The organism is Atopomonas sediminilitoris (assembly GCF_022601735.1).
GTDB lineage: Bacteria > Pseudomonadota > Gammaproteobacteria > Pseudomonadales > Pseudomonadaceae > Atopomonas > Atopomonas sediminilitoris.
Genome location: NZ_JAKUMM010000006.1, coordinates 121,856 through 138,231 on the forward strand (window position 1 = coordinate 121,856; position 16,376 = coordinate 138,231).

The window sequence follows — 16,376 nt, forward strand, 5'->3', positions numbered from 1 at the left end:
TTAACGCGTAATGCCGCGCGTCGAAGACTGTATCGAGTCGCGGAAGACCGCCACTTCTGGAAACTCATCCGCTAAGGGCGCCAACTCAGCGATCGCCGCCTCTACCGTAAGGCTCTGCCGATAAACCACCTTGTAGGCTTTGCGCAGCGCCGACAGGGCGGCATCCGAGAAGCCACGACGGCGCAGCCCTTCGTAGTTCATGCTGCGCGCCTCAGCCGGATTACCTGTCACCGTGACATACGCCGGCACATCTTTGCCGATGGCGGTGCCCATACCGGAAAAACTGTGCGCGCCGATTCGGCAAAATTGATGCACCAGCGTGAAGCCAGACAAGATCGCCCAATCATCCACCCACACATGTCCGGCCAAAGCGGTGTTATTCACCAGAATGCAGTGGTTGGCAATCACGCTGTCATGCCCAACATGCACGTAGGCCATGAGCAAGTTGTGATCACCGATGGTGGTTTCGCTACGATCCTGCACGGTTCCGCGATGGATAGTCACCCCCTCGCGAATAGTGTTGTGATCGCCAATCACCAAACGGGTAGGCTCACCCTTGTACTTAAGATCAGGGGTGTCTTCGCCCACCGAGGAGAACTGATAAATACGGTTGTGCTGACCGATCACAGTCGGTCCTTTGATGACCACATGCGGACCAATCACGGTACCAGCCCCGATGCTGACGTCAGGGCCAATAATGCTCCAAGGGCCAACTTCAACATCATCAGCCAAAGTAGCGCGAGGATCGATGATCGCGCGAGGGTCAATCAAACTCATACTTGTCGTTCCGCACAGATGATTTCAGCCGAGCAAACCGGCTTGCCATCCACCAGTGCCTCACAGGCAAACTTCCATATCCCACGTTTATTGCTCAGGTAACGCGCATTCAGTTGCAGCTTGTCACCGGGCACCACGGGCTGGCGGAAACGCAGCTTATCCGAGCCTACAAAATAGTAAAGCGTACCGTCTTCAGGTGTGAGGCCCATCATACTAAAACCTAAGATACCGGCCGCCTGCGCCATCGCTTCAATAATCAGCACGCCGGGCATGATGGGATGCTGCGGAAAATGGCCATTAAAAAAAGGCTCGTTAACCGAAACATTCTTGTAGGCGCTAATCTGCTTGGTCTCGAGATCCATCGACTCGACGCGATCGACCAACAAAAAAGGGTAGCGATGCGGCAGCAGTTGGCGAATTTGGTTGATATCCATCATGAAGAAACAGCCTGTAAAACGAGGAAAAAAGGCTGCGCCCAAGGTGGCGGATATCCTCTATCCGACGGCTTGGGCGTAACCGCTTAAGCTTTCGATGGCCCAGAGGAGGCTGCAGTCACTGCCGCCAGCTGTTTTTCCAACTGCTGTAAGCGCTTAGCCATGTCGTCTAATTGACGGAAACGCGCGGCACTCTTCTTCCAGTCACCCGCGCTCTGCATGGCCGTACCCGAAGAATAAGCACCAGGCTCAGTGATCGAGCGCGTGACCATAGTCATGCCGGTAATAAAGGTGTTGTCACACACTTCGATATGGCCAACCAAGCCCGCACCACCGGCAATAGTGCAATGCTTGCCCACTTTGGTGCTGCCCGAAATGCCCGAGCAGCCAGCCATCGCCGAGTGTTCACCAATGTGCACGTTGTGCGCGATCTGCACGAGGTTATCCAGCTTGACCCCGTTATCGAGGCGAGTATCGGCCAGCGCACCGCGATCAACGGTGGTATTGGCGCCAATTTCGACATCATCGCCAATAGTCACACCACCAATCTGGGCAATCTTGATCCACACGCCTTTATCGTTAGCGAAGCCGAAACCCTCGCCACCAACGACCGCGCCGGACTGAATCATCACCCGCTCGCCAATACGTACATCGTGATACAGCACAACCCGCGGTGCCAACCAGCCATCGGCACCGATGACGCTACGCGCACCGACCACACAATGGGCACTTAGGGTGACGCGCGGACCAATCACTGCATCGGCCTCGATCACGACATAAGGGCCGACACAAGCACTGGCATCAACGCAGGCACTGGGATCGACAACCGCAGTAGGATGAACACCGACAGGCTGCTTAGGCTTTGGATCAAACAGGTGAGAAATCTGCGCGTAGGCCAAATATGGATTAGCCAAAACCAAGGCATTACCGGTGAAGGTTGCCGCATCTGCCTCCGTCAGCAGAACCGCGCCGGCCTGTGATTGCGCGAGGTATTTACGGTACTGCGCATTGGCAAGAAAACTTAACTCACTGGCTTTAGCCTCCTGCAAGGTGGCTAGGCCAGTGATGACCAAGTCTGGCTGGCCACGCAGCTCTGCGCCGAGCTGTGCAGCCAATTGCGCCAAAGTAAACACGAAATTAACGCGCCAGCTGGTTCATGCGCTCGATGACATTGCGGGTAATGTCATGCTGCGGCTTCACATCAACAACAGCGCCACGCTCCAACACGATGTCGTAGCCGCCTTTTTTCAAGACTTCTTCAACTGCTTGATCCAGCTTAGGCTTTAACTTGCTGAGCATTTCGCGATCCGAAATGGCTTTCGCTTCGTTCAATTCCTTGGACTGGAACTGGAAATCACGCGCTTTTTGCTTGAACTCGTGCTCCAGCTTCTGTTGATCAGCCGCAGACAGTTTGCCTTCGCCTTTGATCAGTTTGTCTTGAATGCTCTTGGCTGAGCTTTCCAGGCCCTTGAGCTTAGACAGCTCAGGACCAAACTTCTTTTCGGCCTCAACGGCGTACTTCTTAGCAGCATCCGACTCAAGCAGAGCCATCTGGTAGTTCAACACCGCGATTTTCATTTCTGCGAAGGCCGGTGCAGCCAACAACGCGGTTGCCATCATGGCGATTTGAGTCAACTTACGCACGATCCACTCCCCAATAGAGGTTTGTTACTTGTTATAAAAATTAGAAGGTTTGACCCAGCGAGAACTGGAAGATCTGGGTTTCCGCATCATCCGGCTTCTTGATCGGCGCAGCAAGCGAGAAGCTCAGCGGGCCGAGGCCGGTAATCCAAGTCACGCCTAAACCCACCGAGCTGGCTAGGTTGCCGATATCCAGATCACAGGCCGCATCTTTACGGACGTCCTGACTCTTACTGCAGTTGGTATCGAACACATTACCCACATCCCAGAACACCGCAGTACGCAACGAACGCTGGTCTTTGATGAATGGCACTGGGAACAACACCTCAATACCGCCGGTCATCAGCACGTTACCACCGAAGGGCAGCGGATCTTGATCGGTATCAGTACAAATGCCAGTGACAGGATTGCACTTATTTGCATTAGCTGGGTTATCCGCTGGAAGGCTTGGATAAGCTCTGCTAGGCGTGCTGCGTGGGCCCAACGTATTGTCTTTAAAGCCACGTACCGAGTTAAAACCGCCGGCATAGTAATGCTCATAGAACGGCAGGTCCGAAGTAGAGCCGTAAGAATCGCCGTAGCCCAATTCGGCGTGGTAACGCATGGTCAGGTTTTCTGTCAGCGAGGCAAAACGCTGGCCACGGTAGTCAATCTTGTAGAATGACAAATCACTGCCGGGCAAGGTGGTTTCAAACACTAAGCTCTGCGAATAACCGCGAGTAGCTAGCACACCACGGTTCAGTGTCGACTCCGACCAACCAATCGAGCCCTTAAAGTTCAGGTAGCTATCCCCTTCATTCCTTAAGAAGTCATAGATTTCATCAACGGTATAAATACCGGTACTGATGTCATCTTGCTGCACGTTCAAACCGTAAGTCAGGCGCGAGATTTCACTGATCGGGTAGCCAAAGCTAATGCCACCACCGTAGCTGTCTACCGCATAGCTAGAAATGTCGGTGTCCAACTCGTCATAGTCGGTGGTGCGATAGAAGGCGTTGTAGCCAAAGCTGACGCCATCAACTGTCCAATACGGATCGACAAAACCAAAGCTATAAACTTCTTGGTACTCAGAACGAGTCAGGTTAACGCTGACGCGATTACCTGTGCCCAAGAAGTTATTCTGCACGATTGAGCCGCCGAGGATTAAACCAGCGTTCTGGGCAAAACCCACACTGGCGGTGATCGAGCCGGATGGCTGTTCTTCAACGGTGTAGTTCACGTCAACTTGATCTTCGCGGCCTGGCACGGCAGGCGTTTCAACGTTGACTTCTTTGAAGAAGCCCAAACGCTCCAAGCGCGCTTTGGATTGGTCGATCAGGTAGGTTGACGCCCAGCCGCCTTCCATTTGGCGCATTTCGCGGCGCAGCACTTCGTCTTCTGTTTTGGTGTTGCCACGGAAGTTAATCCGATTAACGTAAGCGCGGTTACCCGGCTCGACCACAAAGGTCACGCTGACCGTTTTGTCTTCATCGTGCGCTTGAGGCACGCCGTTAACGTTGGCGAAGGTATAGCCTTCGTTACCCAGTCGACGCGTCACCAGCTCACTGGTGGTGGTCATGACTTTACGCGAGAAGACTTGGCCTTCTTTCACCAGCAATAAGGCCTGAACTTCTTCTTCCGGCACTTTCAAGTCACCGGTCAGCTTGACCTCGCGCACCGTGTACTTGTCGCCCTCGTTCACGTTAACCGTGATATAGACGTGCTTTTTATCCGGTGTGATAGATACCTGAGTTGAGGCCACATCCATGTTGATGTAACCGCGATCTAGGTAATACGAGCGCAGACGCTCAAGGTCACCCGAGAGTTTTTCGCGAGCGTACTTGTCATCGTTTTTGAAGAAAGAGAAGAGGCCTGTGGTCTTCAACTCGAAAAGATCAATCAAATCCTCTTCGGGGAAGACCGTGTTACCCACCACGTTGATGTGCTGAATGCTGGCGACAGGCCCTTCACTGATAGTGATTTTCAGCGAAACGCGGTTACGCGGCTGCGGCACTACTTCCGCTTCAACTTCTGCGGCATAGCGGCCTTGCGCGATGTACTGACGCTGCAACTCGTTACGCACACCTTCAAGCGTGGCACGCTGGAAGATTTCACCCTCAGCCAGACCCGATTGATCTAAGCCTTTAAGCAAGTCTTCCGTAGAGATCGCTTTGTTACCCTCAATCTCAATGGTCGAGATCGAAGGACGTTCAACGACTTCGATCACCAGCACGCTGCCATCGCGGCCTAAGCGAATATCTTGGAAGAAACCGGTTTTGAACAAGGCGCGGGTCGCTTCTACCAGCGTACGATCATCCGCCTCATCGCCAACGTTCAGCGGCAGCGCCGAGAACAAGCTACCAGCGGAAACACGCTGCAAGCCGTTAACGCGGATATCGGCGATGCGAAAAGCCTCGGCGTAGACCTCGGTGGAGAGCAGCGCCCCGATGAGCGCGCAAAGCAGGTAACGTTTCATGAAATCCTTGTTCTTCCGACAGTCTTGAAAGCCACGTTTAGTAGACGCAGCCAAAAAATCTTCTAACCGCGCCGTTACCAGCGAGCCAGATCGTTATACAGCGCCAGCAACATCACGCTGAACACTAATCCCATGCCTATCTGCAGCCCAATCATCTGCATACGCTCAGACAAGGGCTTGCCGCGAATCCACTCAACCAAGTGAAAAACCAGATGTCCGCCATCCAATACCGGCACTGGCAGCAGGTTTAAAACCCCCAAGCTGATGCTTAGATAAGCAAGAAACTTCAGGAAGTCTTCAACCCCCGACTCCGCCGAAGCGCCCGCCACTTTAGCAATGGTTATGGGGCCACTCAAGTTTTTTGCCGACAGCTCGCCCATCAGCATCTTGCGCAGGGAGTCGAGCGTAAGCACGCTCATCCGCCAAGTCTGCGCGGCCGCCTCAGGGATTGCCTCCAGCGGCCCAAAGCTAACCTGACGCAACATGCTGGGCGCAATCACGGGCATTTGCACGCCAGCCCCTAGGTAGCCAAATCGCTGCTCGCCTTCTTCACGCACAGCCAGCACCACGGAGACCTCGGCCGTTTGCCCTGCCCGCGAGTATTCAACGCTAACACTCTGACCCGGACGCTGACGAATCAGTTCCACCAAGGCTTCCCAGCGATCGACTTGAATACCATCGAGACTCAGGATGCGATCGCCTGCCTGCAAACCCGCCAACACCCCAGGCGCCTCAGGTTCTAAGCGATCCAAAATCGGTGGCAGCTCAGGCACCCAAGGCTGCAAGCCCAGCGAACGCAGCGGCGATGGACTATCCACCCCACGCTGCCAATCAGCCAGTTGCAGTACGCGCTCCTGCTCTAACGAACTGTCTTGCGGCAACACACGCAGGCGCAGCGCACCACTTTCACCAAGACGCGCCACTAACTGCAGCGTTACGGCATCCCAGCTTGGCGTTTTAACACCGTCGATCGCCACAATCTCATCGCCGACATGTAGACCGGCCTGCTCAGCGAGGCTATCCGGCGTAATTGCACCAATCACCGGGCGCATCTGCTCGCTACCGAGCATCGCCACGATCCAAAAGAACAGCAGTGCCAACAAGAAATTAGCCACCGGCCCTGCGGCGACAATCGCCATGCGCTGGCCGACGGGTTTATGGTTAAAGCTCTGCGCTAATTCTTGCTCAGCCACGTCACCTTCACGTGAATCGAGCATTTTGACGTAGCCGCCCAATGGCAACACGGCGATCACGAACTCAGTGCCGCGCTTGTCATGCCAGCGCAGTAAAGGCGCACCAAAACCCACGGAAAAACGCAGCACTTTTACCCCGCAGCGCCGCGCCACCCAGAAATGACCAAACTCATGAAAAGTCACCAGCACGCCTAAGGCGATTAAGGTGCCGACCAACATGTACAGAGAACTCATCAAAAACCTCGGGTTAAGCGCTGGCCAAATGGCGCTGCGCTGCTTCGCGGGCCTGGCGATCCGCCTCGAGAACGCACTCCAATGAAGTGACAGGCCGCGTCGCCACTTGTTCTAGCACGCGCTCAACTAACTGTGGAATGTGCATAAAGGCTAAACGCTCGGCAAGAAAAGCCTCAACCGCCACCTCATTCGCCGCATTGATCAAGGCAGGAGCGGTGCCGCCGGCTTGTGCCGCCTCGCGCGCCAAGCGTAAACACGGGAAACGCTGCATGTCAGGCGCGGCAAAGTCCAGATGCGCCACCTGCAGCAAATCCAATGGCGCAACACCCGAGTCAATTCGCGCCGGCCAAGCCAAAGCATGGGCGATTGGGGTACGCATGTCTGGATTCCCCATCTGCGCTAATACCGAGCCATCCACATAGTCGACCAGCGAATGAATCACGCTCTGCGGGTGCACCACCACTTCGACCTGCTCAGGGCACGCATCGAACAACCAGCACGCCTCAATTAACTCAAGTCCTTTGTTCATCAAGCTGGCCGAGTCGACAGAGATTTTGCGCCCCATTGACCAATTTGGGTGTGCGCAAGCTTGTGCCGGTGTCACACGGGCGAGCTGCTCAGGTGTCCACTCCCGAAACGGCCCACCGGATGCAGTCAGCAAAATGCGCCGCACCCCCGTAGCCGATAAGCCGCGCGCATAGTCCGCAGGTAAGCACTGGAAAATGGCGTTGTGCTCGCTATCAATGGGCAACAACTGCGCACCATGCTCACGGACGGCCCGCATAAACAACGCACCGGACATGACCAAGGCTTCTTTATTGGCCAGCAGCACTTTTTTGCCAGCCCGCACGGCCGCCAACGTCGGCAGAAGTCCGGCAGCCCCGACAATGGCCGCCATCACGCAATCAACTTCTGCATGCTCGGCCACGGCACACAAACCGGCCTCGCCGACTAATACATCAACACTAACGCCCGCCGCCTGTAAGCCACCGCGCAGGTGCTTGGCGGCCGCCTCGGTGGGCACCACGGCAAACTGCGGGCGATGCTGCAGACAGAGCTGCTCTAGCTCCGCAAGACGACTGTGCGCGGTTAAGGCAAAAACACGATATTGCTCGGGATGACGCGCTAGCACGTCCAGCGTGCTTAAGCCGATGGAGCCTGTGGCCCCCAACACCGTCACCCGTTGCATGGTTACAGCGGACCCCATTCACTCACCCACAACAGCAAGGTGAACACGGGTATGGCGGCGGTTAAGCTATCGATGCGATCCATCACGCCGCCATGCCCCGGCAGTAGATTACTGCTGTCTTTGATGCCGGTGTGGCGCTTAAACATGCTCTCATTCAGATCGCCCACCACCGAAAACAGCACCACCACAGCCGTACCACAAAGCATCAACAGCAGGCTTTCACTGTCCACCTCGCGGTAAAAGCCGACGCCGGCGGCGATAAGCAGGGTTAGCGCCAAACCACCAAACAAACCTTCCCAGCTTTTACCGGGGCTTACCGCAGGTGCCAACTTGCGCTTACCGAAGGCCTTACCGGCGAAGTAAGCACCTACATCGGCACCCCAGACCAAAATCATCACCGCCAAAATCAGCGCATTGCCTTGTGGCCAGCCCTTCAATATCTGTAGACCTTGCCAAGCAGGTAGCAACACAAAAAAGCCAATCAGCAAGCCCTGTGGCCGCCCCTGCCAAACACGCCCCATGCGCGGGAAGAACGCCACCAAGAACACTGCCAGCGCCCACCATGCAGCGCTCCACAGCAAGACTTGTTGCGCCCACTGCGGATGCCACCACAACTCATAAATGGCGCCCCCGATCAGCGCCGCGTAGAGCACGCGTTGCCATTGCGCCACACAGCCGGCAAGCCGCGCCCACTCCCAAGCCGCAATCATCACCACCGCGGTGATGAACAAGGCGAACTTGACGCCGTACAACATAAAAAAACCGGCCAATGCCAGCGGCGCCAGAATCAGCGCAGTGATGATGCGTTGCTTTAGCATGAGGTGCGCTGCTCCGCGTCTATTTGTTCACTGGTCTTGCCGAAGCGGCGCTGACGCATGGCGAAATCCACCAAGGCTGCGCGCATGGCATCGTGACGAAAGTCTGGCCAGTACAAATCAGTGAAATACAGCTCGCTATACGCCAGCTGCCATAAAAGGAAATTACTGATGCGATGCTCACCACTGGTGCGAATGCACAAGTCTGGCAACGGCACGCCAGCGGTCGACAGCTCCGCCTCTAGCAACTGCGCAGTGATTTGATCACTGCGTAGCGCGCCCTGCTCGACTTGTAGCGCCAGCTTCTGCGCCGCTTGCACGATGTCCCACTGCCCACCGTAATTAGCGGCAATTTGCAGAGTAAAACGCGTGTGGTGCGCGGTTTGCGCCTCGGCCTCTTGCATGGCTTGCTGAAGCTGCGGATGAAAGCGCGAGCGATCACCGATGATACGCAGGCGAATATTGTTTTCATCCAGCTTCAGCGTTTCGCGATGCAGCGCATTGAGGAATAGCTCCATCAAGGCGCTCACCTCGTCCGCCGGCCGCTGCCAATTCTCGCTTGAGAAAGCAAACAAGGTCAGCACTTCAACGCCTTGTTCGGCACACACTTCAATCACCGCGCGCACCGCATCAACGCCCGCTTTGTGCCCCGCCACGCCCGGCAACAAGCGTTTTTTCGCCCAGCGATTATTACCATCCATGATGATGGCAACGTGCCGCGGCACAACGGCCAGCGGCACCGCTTTCGACTTTTTCTTCAACATGCAGGCGTCTTACACAGCCAACAGATCGGCTTCTTTAGCTTCCAACGCCTTTTCGATATCCGCGATGAACTTGTCGGTCAGCTTCTGCACGTCGTCAGCGCCACGGCGCTCGTCGTCTTCAGAGATTTCTTTCTCTTTTTGCAGGTCTTTGAGCTGCGCCAGCGCATCGCGACGGATATTGCGCACCGCCACGCGGCCTTGCTCAGCCTCTTGGCGTGCTTGACGGGTGTAACCCTTGCGCGTTTCTTCAGTCAGCATCGGCATCGGCACACGAATGGTGGTACCGGCGCTGGAAGGGTTAAGCCCCAAATCAGCCGTCATGATGGCCTTTTCGACAGCCTGAATCATGCTCTTGTCAAACACAGTCAGCGCCAGTGTGCGCGCATCTTCGGCGACTACGTTGGCAACTTGGCGCAGCGGCGTGTCAGAACCGTAGTAAGACACCATCACGCTATCAAGAATGCTCGGGTGCGCGCGGCCAGTACGGATTTTGGCGAAAGCATGCTCCAGCGATTCAACTGACTTTTGCATGCGCGTCTGCGCTTCTTTTTTGATTTCGTTGATCATGATTATCCCTCGACCAAAGTGCCTTCGGCGCCGCCCACGACGATATTCAGCAGGGCGCCAGACTTATTCATATTGAAGACCCGAAGCGGCATATTGTGATCGCGGCACAAGCAAATCGCCGTCAAATCCATCACCCCCAGCTTACGATCAAGCACTTCGTCGTAGCTTAGGCGTTCGAACTTTTCAGCATTCGGATCTTTAAAAGGATCGGCAGTATATACCCCATCGACCTTGGTGGCTTTAAGTACGATGTCCGCATCGACTTCGATACCGCGCAAACACGCCGCCGAGTCCGTGGTAAAGAAGGGGTTACCGGTGCCCGCCGAGAAGATCACTACCTCGCCGGTTTTCAAGTGACGCATGGCTTTGCGACGATCGTAATGGTCGGTTACGCCCACCATCGAAATCGCCGACATCACCAGCGCCGGAATATTGGAGCGCTCTAGCGCATCACGCATGGCCAGTGCGTTCATCACGGTCGCCAGCATGCCCATGTGATCACCGGTCACACGATCCATCCCTGCCGCGGACAACGCCGAGCCACGGAACAGATTACCGCCACCGATCACCAAGCCAACTTGCACGCCGATGCCGACCAACTGGCCGATTTCCAATGCCATTCGATCCAGTACTTTGGGATCGATACCAAATTCTTCGCTACCCATCAGGGCTTCGCCGCTGAGCTTGAGCAGGATGCGCTTGTAGCGCGGCTGACGTGGATTGGCGGCCATGGAAATCTCCTCTTATTCAATGGACAAAGAGGCCGAACGCAATGCGGTCAGCCTCTTTGCATAACATCAAGCGGTTAACTTACTGCTTACTGGCAGCAACCTGAGCGGCCACTTCAGCAGCGAAGTCAACTTCGCCCTTATCGATACCTTCACCCACTTCGTAACGAACGAAAGCAACGATTTCAGCACCGCCTTTCTTGGCCAGATCACCGACCTTGGTTTCGCCGTCTTTGATGAAGATCTGCTCAACCAGGCTGGCTTCAGCCAAGAACTTGTTGATACGGCCGTTGATCATGTTCTCAACGATGTTGGCTGGTTTGCCCGCGATCTTGTCTGCGTTCAGTGCCATGAAAATTTCTTTCTCTTTGGCAACCAACTCGTCAGACACGTCAGACGGATTCAGTACAGCCGGGTTGCTTGCAGCAACGTGCATGGCGATGTCTTTGGCCAGCTCGGCGTTACCGCCTTTGAGCACAACCAGAACACCGATGCGGTGACCGTGCAGGTAAGAACCAACAACATCACCTTCAACACGCGTCAAGCGGCGGATGTTAACGTTTTCACCGCACTTAGAAACCAGCGCCAAACGCGCTTCTTCTTGAGCAGCGATCAACGGGGCGGCGTCGGTCAGGCTGTCAGCAAATGCCTTGTCCAAGCTAGCGGCCACGAAGCCTTTGAAATCGTCTTGCAGAGCCAGGAAGTCAGTCTGCGAGTTCACTTCGATGATCACACCCGCTTTGCCGTCGGCAGCCAGTTTGATACCGATAGCACCTTCAGCAGCGATGTTGCCAGACTTCTTGGCTGCCTTGATGGCGCCAGCAGCGCGCATGTCGTCAATGGCTTTCTCGATGTCGCCTTCGGCGGCAACCAGGGCCTTCTTACATTCCATCATGCCCAGGCCAGTACGCTCGCGCAGTTCTTTAACCAGGGCCGCAGTAATCTCTGCCATCACTCATTCCTCTTAACTAGATAAATCACAACGCCCGGCGGGCCGGGCGGGATCAAACTCAGGTGGCAAAAAGGGGGCCTGGCCCCCTTTTTGCTCGCTCACCAGAGGCTGAGGATTAACCCTCAGAAGCCTCGGCAGCTACTTGCTCTACGAACTCATCACCAGCACCGCCGTTCTGCTTGCCGCGCAGTACTGCGTCAGCCATAGCAGTCAGGTACAGCTGTACGGCGCGAATGGCGTCGTCGTTACCGGGGATGATGAAGTCAACGCCGTCCGGGCAGCTGTTGGTATCAACGATGCCGATCACTGGGATGCCCAGCTTGTTGGCTTCGGTGATAGCAATGCGCTCGTGGTCAACGTCAACAACGAACAGTGCGTCAGGCAGACCGCCCATGTCCTTGATACCACCCAGGCTGCGCTCCAGCTTTTCCAGATCGCGCGAACGCATCAGCGCTTCTTTCTTGGTCAGCTTAGCGAAGGTGCCGTCAGCTTCTTGAGCTTCCAGGTCACGCAGACGCTTGATGCTCTGACGGATGGTTTTGTAGTTGGTCAGCATGCCGCCCAACCAGCGATGATCAACGAAAGGCTGACCGCAACGGGCCGCTTCTTCACGTACGATCTTGCCAGCAGAACGCTTGGTGCCAACGAACAGAATCTTGTTTTTACCGCCAGCCAACTTCTCAACAAACGACAGCGCGTTGTTGAACATCGGCAGGGTTTTTTCCAAGTTAATGATGTGAATCTTGTTGCGCGCGCCAAAGATGTACTTGCCCATCTTCGGGTTCCAGTAACGGGTCTGGTGGCCGAAGTGCACACCGGCCTTCAGCATGTCGCGCATAGTGACTTGAGTCATTTAAATCTTCCTCGAGATTTGGGTTGGGCCTCCACGCATCCCCGCGACCAACCCGAAGGCACCCAGGTCGTGGTGTCGATACGTGTGCGGTTTTTAATAGCCTTCACGGCACCACGCCGCAAAAGCGCGCGCTTTATACCATATCCAGCCAAGGCAAGCTACCCGCCAATCACAATCCAGCGCTCGGCGCGAGCGGCTCGACCAGCAAACTTCAAGGCAGGCGGCACAAGCTGGTAATATAGCCGCCCTTCTATAAAGACACCCCGAGCCCCCGAGAGCCATCATGACCGTTACCATCAAAACCGCCGCTGAAATTGACAAGATGCGCATTGCTGGCCGCCTCGCCGCCGAAGTGCTGGACATGATTGGCGCGCACGTTAAACCTGGGGTAACGACCAACGAGCTCGACCGCCTGTGCCACGACTACATCGTCAATCAGCAGCAGGCCATCCCTGCACCGCTCAATTACAAAGGTTTCCCCAAGTCGATCTGCACCTCGATCAACGACGTGGTCTGTCACGGCATTCCCAACGACAAGCCGCTCAAAAATGGCGACATCATCAACATCGACGTCACCGTGATCAAAGACGGCTACCACGGTGACACCAGCAAGATGTTTTATGTCGGCGACACGCCCGAGTGGGCCAAGCGCCTGTGCGAAGTCACCCAAGAGTGCCTCTATAAAGGCATCGCGCTGGTTAAGCCCGGCGCTTATTTGGGCGACATCGGCGCGGTGATTCAGCAATACGCGGAAAGCCACAACTATTCTGTGGTGCGCGAGTTCTGCGGCCACGGCATTGGCGCGGTCTTCCATGAAGAGCCGCAAGTACTGCACTACGGCAAAGCCGGCACCGGCATGCAGCTTAAAGAAGGCATGACCTTCACCATTGAGCCGATGATCAACCAAGGCGTGGCCGGCACTCGCGTCATGGGCGATGGCTGGACGGCAAAAACCAAAGATCGCAAGCTCTCAGCGCAGTGGGAACACACCATCTTGGTTACCGCCGATGGTTACGAGGTGCTCACGCGCCGCAGCGAAGAAACCTTCCAATAAGGACGCGGCATGTCCCAGCTCGATAACGCTTTGTTTGACGCCGGCCAGTTCCAAGCGGAACTGGCCCTCAAGACCAGCCCCCTTGCAGCCTTCAAAAAAGCCCTGCGCCAAGGCGGTGAAGAGCTAGACCGGCGCTTTGTCGCGGGCGTGGACATTCGCGAGCTGATCAAAGCCCGCGCTTGGTTAATCGATCAAGTCTTGGGGCATGCCTGGCAGCGCTTTGACTGGAGCGCCGGCAGCGGCATCAGCCTGGTCGCCGTCGGCGGCTATGGGCGTGGCGAGCTGCACCCGCACTCGGATATTGATCTATTGATTCTGCTGGCCGCTGACGAGCACGAAGCGCACCGCGAATCCATCGAGCAATTTTTGATGCTGCTGTGGGACATTGGCCTAGAAGTCGGGCAAAGCGTGCGCAGCATCGCCGAGTGTGCCGATGAAGCCCGCGGCGACCTGACCATCATCACCAACCTGATGGAAAGCCGCACCATCACTGGCCCCGATGCGCTGCGCCAACGCATGCAAGAGGCCACCAGCACGGAGCACATGTGGAGCAGCCGCCAGTTTTTCCGCGCTAAGCGTGAAGAACTGCAAGGGCGCTACAGCAAATACGGTGACACCGAGTACAACCTTGAGCCCAACGTCAAAGGCTCGCCCGGTGGCCTGCGTGATATTCAAACCATTTTATGGATTGCCCGCCGCCAATTCGGCACCAGCGACCTGCACGAGCTGGTCCAGCGCGAATTACTCACCGAGGGCGAATTCAGCCTGCTCAGTAGTGGGCAAGAGTTTCTCTGGCGCGTGCGCTACGCCCTGCACATGCAAGCCAAGCGCGCCGAAGACCGCCTACTGTTTGACCAACAACGCAAAATTGCCACCCTGTTTGGCTTTAACGACGACGACGCCAAGTTGGCGGTCGAAGCGTTTATGCAACAGTACTACCGTCGCGTGATGTCGATCTCCGAGCTGGCCGACTTGTTCATGCAGTACTTCACCGAACTGACCAGCAATCGCGAGCAGCCCGACAGCATCAAGCCGCTCAACAGCCGCTTCCAAGTGCGCAATAACTACATTGAGGCGGTGCACCCTAAGGTGTTTAAACGCACCCCGTTTGCCCTGCTGGAAATTTTTGTCCTGCTGGCACAGAACCCTGAGATCAAGGGCGTGCGTTCCGAAACCATCCGCCTGATCCGCGACAGCCGCCACTTGATCGATGACACCTTCCGCGGTGACCTGCGCAACACCTCGTTGTTTATCGAGCTGTTCCGCTGCGCCCAAGGCATTCATCAAAACCTGCGCCGTATGAACCGCTACGGCATTCTCGGGCGCTACCTGCCCGAATTCGGCCGCATCGTCGGCCAGATGCAGCACGACCTATTCCACATTTACACCGTGGATGCGCACACGCTGAATGTGATCAAGCACATTCGCAAACTCAAAGTGCCCATGTTTCAAGAGAAGTTCCCGCTGGCCTATGAGGTGTTCGAACGCCTGCCCAAGCGCGAGCTGCTGTACTTGGCAGGCCTGTACCACGACATCGGCAAAGGCCGTGGCGGCGACCACTCGGAACTGGGCGCCGTGGATGCCGAAATCTTCTGCCGGCGTCATCACCTGCCGGCGTGGGATACCCGTCTGATCAGCTGGCTGGTGAAAAGCCATCTCGTGATGTCGACCACCGCGCAGCGCAAAGACATCACCGACCCCGACGTGATTCACGAGTTCGCCCAGTATGTCGGCGATCAAACGCGCCTTGACTACCTCTACGTACTCACCGTCTCAGACATCAACGCCACCAACCCGACGCTGTGGAACTCGTGGCGTGCCTCGCTGTTACGCCAGCTGTTCACCGCCACCAAGCGCGCGCTGCAACGTGGCCTAGAAAACCCAGAAGACCGCGAAGAGTCGATCCGCGAAACCCAGTTAGCCGCGATTGATCTGCTGCACCGCGCAGGCATCGACGCCGATGACGCCGAACAACTGTGGACAGCCCTCGGCGATGACTACTTCCTGCGGCACGACAGCGCCGACGTGGCTTGGCACACCGAAGCCATCTTGGCGCACGGCGATAATCCCGAGCCACTGGTGCTGACGCGTGAAACCACGCAGCGACAGTTTGAAGGCGCCACCCAAATCTTTATCTACGCGCCGGACCAGCACGACTTCTTCGCCGTTAGCGTGGCCGCGATGGATCAGCTCAACCTGAGCATTCAGGATGCGCGCATCATCACCTCCACCAGCCAGTTCACCCTCGACACCTACATCGTGTTGAACGCCGACGGCGAGCCACTGGATAACGACGCCACGCGCCTGCGCCAGATTCGTGAAGGCTTGGTCGCCGCGCTGAAAAATCCGGACGACTACCCAGAAATCATCCAGCGCCGCACCCCGCGCCAACTCAAGCAGTTTGCCTTTAAGCCGCAGGTCACCATCCACAACGACGCCGCTCGCCACGTCAGCGTGTTGGAGCTACTGGCGCCGGATCGACCAGGCCTGCTGGCACGCATTGGCGGCATCTTCCTGGACTTTGACCTGTCGCTGCAGAACGCCAAAATCGTCACCTTGGGCGAGCGCGTGGAAGACGTGTTCTTTGTCACTGACGCCAACAATCAGCCGCTGGCCGACCCCGACCTATGCCAGCGCTTGAGCGATGCCATCGTCACCCAGCTTTCCGATGCACAAGGCGATAACACAGTGCCTGCGCCCATCGTTTTTTAATCAGGACG

Annotated in this window: 15 protein-coding genes; 2 read left to right on the forward strand and 13 right to left on the reverse strand. The window is 56.3% G+C overall.

The features are described from left to right. The 13 genes from lpxA to rpsB form a co-directional block, all read right to left on the reverse strand. A complete protein-coding gene (gene lpxA / locus MKI83_RS10620; protein ID WP_241585633.1) occupies nt 1–777 on the reverse strand; it encodes an acyl-ACP--UDP-N-acetylglucosamine O-acyltransferase in 777 nt (258 codons plus the stop codon). Next, the gene (fabZ, locus tag MKI83_RS10625; RefSeq protein WP_241585635.1) at nt 774–1,214 is read right to left on the reverse strand and encodes a 3-hydroxyacyl-ACP dehydratase FabZ; all 441 of its coding nucleotides are present in this window, start codon (nt 1,212–1,214) and stop codon (nt 774–776) included. Before fabZ ends, lpxA begins: the two co-directional genes overlap by 4 nt. An 83-nt stretch (nt 1,215–1,297) precedes the next feature. Further along, nucleotides 1,298–2,344, reverse strand: coding sequence for a UDP-3-O-(3-hydroxymyristoyl)glucosamine N-acyltransferase (lpxD, locus tag MKI83_RS10630; RefSeq protein WP_241585637.1), 1,047 nt, complete (start codon nt 2,342–2,344; stop codon nt 1,298–1,300). A 4-nt stretch (nt 2,345–2,348) separates the two neighbouring features. Then, a complete protein-coding gene (locus MKI83_RS10635; protein ID WP_241585639.1) occupies nt 2,349–2,855 on the reverse strand; it encodes an OmpH/Skp family outer membrane protein in 507 nt (168 codons plus the stop codon). 40 nt (nt 2,856–2,895) lie between these two features. Continuing rightward, entirely contained in the window at nt 2,896–5,307 is a 2,412-nt protein-coding gene (gene bamA, locus MKI83_RS10640) for an outer membrane protein assembly factor BamA (RefSeq protein WP_241585641.1), read from the reverse strand. A 74-nt stretch (nt 5,308–5,381) separates the two neighbouring features. After that, nucleotides 5,382–6,734: a sigma E protease regulator RseP gene (gene rseP, locus MKI83_RS10645; protein ID WP_241585643.1), complete on the reverse strand. Its 1,353-nt coding sequence runs from the start codon at nt 6,732–6,734 to the stop codon at nt 5,382–5,384. A gap of 13 nt (nt 6,735–6,747) precedes the next feature. Continuing rightward, complete coding sequence (ispC, locus tag MKI83_RS10650; protein WP_241585645.1) at nt 6,748–7,941, reverse strand: 1-deoxy-D-xylulose-5-phosphate reductoisomerase; 1,194 nt, start codon at nt 7,939–7,941, stop codon at nt 6,748–6,750. Then, a complete protein-coding gene (locus tag MKI83_RS10655; RefSeq protein WP_241585648.1) occupies nt 7,926–8,741 on the reverse strand; it encodes a phosphatidate cytidylyltransferase in 816 nt (271 codons plus the stop codon). The genes ispC and MKI83_RS10655 overlap by 16 nt, the downstream gene beginning before the upstream one ends. Beyond that, nucleotides 8,735–9,502: a polyprenyl diphosphate synthase gene (gene uppS / locus MKI83_RS10660; RefSeq protein ID WP_241585650.1), complete on the reverse strand. Its 768-nt coding sequence runs from the start codon at nt 9,500–9,502 to the stop codon at nt 8,735–8,737. The genes MKI83_RS10655 and uppS overlap by 7 nt, the downstream gene beginning before the upstream one ends. A gap of 9 nt (nt 9,503–9,511) precedes the next feature. Beyond that, on the reverse strand, nt 9,512–10,069 hold the full coding sequence (gene frr / locus MKI83_RS10665; RefSeq protein WP_241585652.1) for a ribosome recycling factor: 558 nt from the start codon (nt 10,067–10,069) through the stop codon (nt 9,512–9,514). A gap of 2 nt (nt 10,070–10,071) precedes the next feature. Beyond that, nucleotides 10,072–10,800 (reverse strand): UMP kinase, encoded by a 729-nt coding sequence (gene pyrH, locus MKI83_RS10670; RefSeq protein WP_241585654.1) that lies wholly within the window; start codon nt 10,798–10,800, stop codon nt 10,072–10,074. 79 nt (nt 10,801–10,879) lie between these two features. Further along, nucleotides 10,880–11,749 (reverse strand): translation elongation factor Ts, encoded by an 870-nt coding sequence (gene tsf, locus MKI83_RS10675; protein WP_241585656.1) that lies wholly within the window; start codon nt 11,747–11,749, stop codon nt 10,880–10,882. Nucleotides 11,750–11,864: 115 nt separating this feature from the next. Beyond that, nucleotides 11,865–12,602, reverse strand: a complete 738-nt coding sequence (gene rpsB, locus MKI83_RS10680) for a 30S ribosomal protein S2 (protein ID WP_241585658.1) — start codon at nt 12,600–12,602, stop codon at nt 11,865–11,867. Nucleotides 12,603–12,885: 283 nt separating this feature from the next. Here rpsB and map point away from each other — a divergent pair, with 283 nt between their 5' ends. Together map and MKI83_RS10690 are read left to right on the forward strand one after the other, a co-directional pair. Continuing rightward, nucleotides 12,886–13,656: a type I methionyl aminopeptidase gene (gene map / locus MKI83_RS10685; protein WP_241585660.1), complete on the forward strand. Its 771-nt coding sequence runs from the start codon at nt 12,886–12,888 to the stop codon at nt 13,654–13,656. Nucleotides 13,657–13,665: 9 nt separating this feature from the next. After that, a complete protein-coding gene (locus MKI83_RS10690; protein WP_241585662.1) occupies nt 13,666–16,368 on the forward strand; it encodes a [protein-PII] uridylyltransferase in 2,703 nt (900 codons plus the stop codon). The last annotated feature ends 8 nt before the right edge of the window (nt 16,369–16,376 follow it).